Origin of the sequence: Tahibacter caeni, assembly GCF_024609805.1 — a bacterium.
Lineage (GTDB): Bacteria > Pseudomonadota > Gammaproteobacteria > Xanthomonadales > Rhodanobacteraceae > Tahibacter > Tahibacter caeni.
Genome location: NZ_JANFVR010000364.1, coordinates 1 through 4366, shown reverse-complemented (window position 1 = coordinate 4366; position 4366 = coordinate 1). Strand labels below are relative to the sequence as shown.

General features: G+C 69.0%; 4 protein-coding genes. All 4 read right to left on the bottom strand.

Going from position 1 to position 4366, the window contains the following annotated elements; genetic code table 11:
- The coding region (locus tag NON22_RS20815) for a M56 family metallopeptidase (protein ID WP_257388902.1) at window positions 1–891 on the bottom strand (891 nt) is incomplete at its 3' end.
- Window positions 881–1249, bottom strand: a complete 369-nt coding sequence (locus NON22_RS20810) for a BlaI/MecI/CopY family transcriptional regulator (RefSeq protein WP_257388901.1) — start codon at window positions 1247–1249, stop codon at window positions 881–883. The genes NON22_RS20810 and NON22_RS20815, both read right to left, overlap by 11 nt.
- Before the next feature lie 96 nt (window positions 1250–1345).
- Window positions 1346–2122, bottom strand: a complete 777-nt coding sequence (locus NON22_RS20805; RefSeq protein ID WP_257388900.1) for a ferredoxin--NADP reductase — start codon at window positions 2120–2122, stop codon at window positions 1346–1348.
- Window position 2123: 1 nt separating this feature from the next.
- Window positions 2124–4121 carry a transketolase gene (gene tkt, locus NON22_RS20800; RefSeq protein ID WP_257388899.1) on the bottom strand — a complete coding sequence of 666 codons (1998 nt, stop codon included), beginning with the start codon at window positions 4119–4121 and terminating at the stop codon, window positions 2124–2126.
- Window positions 4122–4366 lie beyond the last annotated feature (245 nt).

Sequence of the window (4366 nt, the reverse complement as noted above, 5' to 3'; positions counted from 1 at the left end):
CGCGGAAGCCGGCGCACCCGGCTTGGCGGCCCAGACCAGGCCGGCCGCGGCCGTCGCGAGAACCGCGGCGACGGCGAGGCCGGCGCGGCGGCGGCCAATAGAAGTGGCTTTGTGCAACATGGAAATTCTCTCCTTCAGCGGATGGGGTGCGAACCAGCCGCAGCCCAGCGGGCCGGGTCCATCCCTGGACGCGGCGCCGCCGAGCTGGGCCTTCAACATCGCGCCGGCGTAGCACCGGCGCGCTTCCGGAAATCGGACCAGCACGCGCGCGTCGCAGGCCAGTTCCTGGTCCAGCCGGAACCGGTGCAGCGCGAGGTGCAGCAACGGGTTGAACCAGAACAGCGCGCGCAGCAGCGCCGCGACGGCGTTGGCGAACGGGTCGCCGCGACGCAGATGCGCGATCTCGTGCGCCAGCACGAGGCGGCGTTCGCGCCGGTCGAAGCGTTCGCGGAAATCCGTCGGCAGCAGGATGCCCGGACGCAGCAGTCCGCTGACGCAGGGACCGGCTGCCGCGGCGTACAGCCGTCCGCGCCGCCGCGTCGCGCGGCAGCGGCGCTCGAAGCGCCATTGCTGCAGGACCTGCAGCAGCAGCATTGCGAGGCAGCCGGCCAGCCATGGCGCGAACCACGGCATCGCCGTATCGGCAGCGGCGGCCATCGGCACAGCGGATGCCGCCTGCGTGGCGGCCGGTTCGAGCACGGCGAGCGGCAGGCTGATGCGCGTGCCGGCCGACGGCAGCGCTGCGGCGAGGCTCGCGAGCGGCACGGTCGCCCACAGCGCATAGGCCGCGCCGGCGCCGAGTCCCCGGCGCAGCGGAATGCGCAGCGCGAGCACCAGAACGATCGCGGCGCTGCCGGCCGCCGCGGCGGCGATCAACGGTTCAGCGCTCATCGGGCAGTTCCGCGATCAGGCGCTTGAGCTCGGCGATGTCCCTGGGACTGAGCGTTTCGTGCGCGGAGAAATGCGCGACCAGCGGCGCGAGCCGGCCGCCGAACAGGCGGTCGAGCAGATCCTTGCTCTGCTCGTGCACGTAGGCCTCGCGCTGCAGCAGCGGGCTGTAGAGATAACGCCGGCCTTCCTTGACCGCGCCGACCGCGCCCTTGTTGAGCAGGCGGTTCAGCAGGGTTTTCACGGTGGCTTCCTGCCACTGCCGCGCATCGCCGAGCGCGGTGACGATTTCTTCGGCGGAGAGCGGATGCCTCGCCCAGAGCACCTGCATGACCGCGCTTTCGGCTTCGCTGATGGGCATCATCGATTACGCATGTAAACGGTGTGTCATTTACACACGTAATCGATGCGAATGCAAGCGCTCGCGCGCGGCGCCCGAGGGCGCCGCGCGCGGTTCTCATTTCTCGACGAACGCGCGCTCGATCACGTAGTCGCCCGGCGTGCCGATGCGCGGCGAGACTACGAAGCCGCGGCTGTCGAGCAGCTCCGACAGCGAAGCCAGCATGGCCGGGCTGCCGCAGAGCATCGCGCGGTCGTCGGCCGGATCCAGCGGGGGCAGGCCGATGTCGGCGCAGAGCTTGCCTTCGGCCAGCAGTTGGTCGAGGCGGCCCTGATTGCGGAACGCCTCGCGCGTGACGGTCGGGTAGTAGATCAGCTTCTCGCGCACCATCTCGCCGAGGTATTCGTGCTGCGGCAGTTCCTGCTCGACGTAGTCGCGATAGGCCAGATCGTTCACCTGACGCACGCCGTGGGTCAGCACGACCTTGTCGAAGCGTTCGTAGGTTTCCGGATCGCGGATCAGCGACAGGAACGGCGCGAGGCCGGTGCCGGTCGACAGCAGATACAGGTGCTTCCCCGGCTTGAGGTCGTGCAGCAGCAGGGTCCCGGTCGGCTTGCGGCTGACCAGGATCTCGTCGCCTTCCTTCAGATGCTGCAGGCGCGAGGTCAGCGGACCGTTCGGCACCTTGATGCTGAAGAATTCCAGGTGTTCCTCGTAGTTCGCGCTGGCCACGCTGTAGGCGCGCACGAGCGGCCGCCCGTCGACCATCAGGCCGATCATGAGGAACTGGCCGTTCTCGAAGCGCAGGCCGGCGTCGCGCGTGCAGGTGAAGCTGAACAGGTGCTCGTTCCAGTGCCGCACCGCCAGCACTCTTTCGGTCTCGAACGCGGCCATTTCAGATCCGCGCCTTCACCGCGTCGACGATGCGCTCCACGCTGAAGCCGAAGTGCGCGAACAGCTTGTCGGCCGGCGCCGACGCGCCGAAGCTCGCGATGCCGACGACGTCGCCGTCGAGACCGACATACTTGCGCCAGAAATCCGGGTGCGCCGCCTCGATCGCGACGCGCGCGCGGCACCAGGACGGCAGCACGGCCTCGCGGTATTCGAGCGGCTGCGCGTCGAACTGCTCGGTGCACGGCATCGACACGACGCGCACGCGCACGCCCTGCTGTTCGAGCGTGCGCATCGCGTCCATGGCCAGGCCGACTTCCGAGCCGGTCGCGATCAGGATGGCCTGGAACTTCGCATCGTTCGGGTCGCTGAGCACGTAGCCGCCGCGCTCGACGTCGGCGAGCTGTTCGCCGGTGCGCAGCTGGTGCTGCAGGTTCTGGCGCGAGAACACCAGGCAGGACGGACCGTCCTTGCGTTCGATCGCGACCTTCCAGGCCACGGCCGACTCGACCGCGTCGCAGGGACGCCAGACGCGGTTGTTCGGGATATAGCGCAGGCTGGCCAGGTGCTCGATCGGCTGATGCGTCGGGCCGTCCTCGCCGAGGCCGATCGAGTCGTGGGTATACACGTGGATCGCGTGCGCCGGGATCAGCGCCGACATGCGCACGGCGTTGCGCGCGTAGTCGGAGAACACGAGGAAGGTCGCGTCGTACGGAATGAAGCCGCCGTGCAGCGCCACGCCGTTGGCGATCGCGGTCATGCCGAACTCGCGCACGCCGTAATAGACGTAGTTCGCGCCGGCGTCGCCGGAATTGACGTCCTTGGAGCCCTTCCAGAGCGTCAGGTTGGAATGGGCCAGGTCGGCCGAGCCGCCGATCAGCTCGGGCAGTTTCGGACCGTAGGCGTCCAGCGCCATCTGCGAAGCCTTGCGCGAGGCCACGACCGGGCCTTCGGCCTGCAGCTTCGCGATGTAGGCGCCGGCATGCGCGGACCAGTCGGCCGGCAGCTCGCCGTTGAGGCGGCGCTCGAACTCGGCGGCGAGGTCCGGATGCACGTTGCGGTAGCGCTCGAACAGCGCGTTCCAGCGCGTCTCGTGCTCGGCGCCCCTGGCCTCGGCGTTCCAGGCGTCGTAGACGTGGTCGGGCACGACGAACGGCGCATGGCTCCAGCCGAGCTTCTCGCGCGCGGCCGCGATCTCGTCCTTGCCGAGCGGCGCGCCGTGGGCGCCCTCGGTGTTCTGCTTGTTCGGCGCGCCGTAGCCGATGATGGTCTTGCAGCAGATCAGGGTCGGCTTGTCCGGATCGGCGCCGGCCGAGACGATGGCCGCCTTGATCGCTTCGGGATTGTGGCCGTCGACGTCGCGGATGACTTCCCAGCCGTAGGCCTCGAAGCGCGCGGCGGTGTCGTCGGTGAACCAGCCGCCGACCTTGCCGTCGATCGAGATGTTGTTGTCGTCGTACAGCGCGATCAGCTTGCCGAGCTTGAACGTTCCGGCCAGCGAGCAGGCCTCGTGCGAGATGCCTTCCATGAGGCAGCCGTCGCCGAGGAAGACGTAGGTGTAGTGATCGACGATCGGGAACTCGGGCCGGTTGAAGCGCGCGGCCAGCACCTTTTCGGCGAGCGCCATGCCGACGGCGTTGGCCAGGCCCTGGCCCAGCGGGCCGGTCGTGGTTTCCACGCCCGGCGTTTCATGCCGCTCCGGATGGCCGGCCGTGCGCGAATGCAGCTGGCGAAAGTTCCTGAGCTCGTTGATCGGCAGGTCGTAGCCGGTCAGGTGCAGCAGCGAATACAGCAGCATCGAACCGTGGCCGTTGGACAGCACGAAGCGGTCGCGGTTGAACCAGTTCGGATTCTTGGGGTTGTGGCTCAGGAAGTCGTTCCAGAGCACCTCGGCGATGTCGGCCATGCCCATCGGCATGCCCGGATGGCCGGATTTGGCAGCTTCGACCGCATCCATGGACAGCGCACGGATGGCGTTGGCAAGTTCTTGACGGCTGGACATTGGGTAGACCCGGCGGAAGGAAAGCGGCGCGGCAGCCGGAACGCGGCCCGGGGCGGGCCTGGGCTGCCGCAAAGGGCCGCTATTGTCGCCGATGCGTCGCGGAATGTCGCCACGGCGACAGCATGCCGCAGGGGTCCGGCATGCTGTCGCCGGGAAACCGCGCTCAGGCCGCGGCTTCGCCGTTGTCCGGCGATTTCGGCACGGCGCGCAGCCGCGGCGGCGTGCGCGGCGGCGGCGGCGGCGCC

Excerpts from the sequence above, each read along its gene's own strand:
- NON22_RS20805 (WP_257388900.1), bottom strand. The coding sequence starts at position 2,122 with ATGGCCGCGTTCGAGACCGAAAGAGTGCTGGCGGTGCGGCACTGGAAC.
- tkt (WP_257388899.1), bottom strand. The coding sequence starts at position 4,121 with ATGTCCAGCCGTCAAGAACTTGCCAACGCCATCCGTGCGCTGTCCATG.
- NON22_RS20810 (WP_257388901.1), bottom strand. The coding sequence starts at position 1,249 with ATGCCCATCAGCGAAGCCGAAAGCGCGGTCATGCAGGTGCTCTGGGCG.